Origin of the sequence: Kitasatospora sp. NPDC002965 (assembly GCF_040611255.1) — a bacterium.
GTDB lineage: Bacteria > Actinomycetota > Actinomycetes > Streptomycetales > Streptomycetaceae > Kitasatospora.
The window spans coordinates 1-1,030 of sequence record NZ_JBEXNT010000320.1 but is presented as its reverse complement, the minus strand read 5'-3'; the positions used below and the strand labels follow the sequence as shown (position 1 = coordinate 1,030).

Genomic DNA, 1,030 nt, shown 5'->3' with positions numbered 1-1,030 from the left:
CTGAGGACAAGCCCTCGGCCTATTAGTACCGGTCAACTCCACCCCTCACAGGGCTTCCATATCCGGCCTATCAACCCAGTCGTCTACTGGGAGCCTTACCCTCTCAAGGAGGTGGGAGTGCTCATCTCGAAGCAGGCTTCCCGCTTAGATGCTTTCAGCGGTTATCCCTCCCGAACGTAGCCAACCAGCCATGCCCTTGGCAGGACAACTGGCACACCAGAGGTTCGTCCGTCCCGGTCCTCTCGTACTAGGGACAGCCCTTCTCAACACTCCTACGCGCACAGCGGATAGGGACCGAACTGTCTCACGACGTTCTAAACCCAGCTCGCGTACCGCTTTAATGGGCGAACAGCCCAACCCTTGGGACCTACTCCAGCCCCAGGATGCGACGAGCCGACATCGAGGTGCCAAACCATCCCGTCGATATGGACTCTTGGGGAAGATCAGCCTGTTATCCCCGGGGTACCTTTTATCCGTTGAGCGACGGCGCTTCCACAAGCCACCGCCGGATCACTAGTCCCGACTTTCGTCCCTGCTCGACCCGTCAGTCTCACAGTCAAGCTCCCTTGTGCACTTACACTCAACACCTGATTGCCAACCAGGCTGAGGGAACCTTTGGGCGCCTCCGTTACTCTTTAGGAGGCAACCGCCCCAGTTAAACTACCCACCAGACACTGTCCCTGATCCGGATCACGGACCCAGGTTAGACATCCAGCACGACCAGAGTGGTATTTCAACGACGACTCCACAACAACTGGCGTTGCTGCTTCAAAGTCTCCCACCTATCCTACACAAGCCGAACCGAACACCAATATCAAGCTATAGTAAAGGTCCCGGGGTCTTTCCGTCCTGCTGCGCGAAACGAGCATCTTTACTCGTAATGCAATTTCACCGGGCCTATGGTTGAGACAGTCGAGAAGTCGTTACGCCATTCGTGCAGGTCGGAACTTACCCGACAAGGAATTTCGCTACCTTAGGATGGTTATAGTTACCACCGCCGTTTACTGGCGCTTAAGTTCTCAGCTTCGCC

At 55.9% G+C, this 1,030-nt stretch carries 1 rRNA gene; it reads right to left on the bottom strand.

Going from position 1 to position 1,030, the window contains the following annotated elements:
* Window positions 1–2: 2 nt before the first annotated feature.
* Window positions 3–1,030: ribosomal RNA gene (locus tag ABZY91_RS42115) — 23S ribosomal RNA — on the bottom strand; the annotation flags it as partial.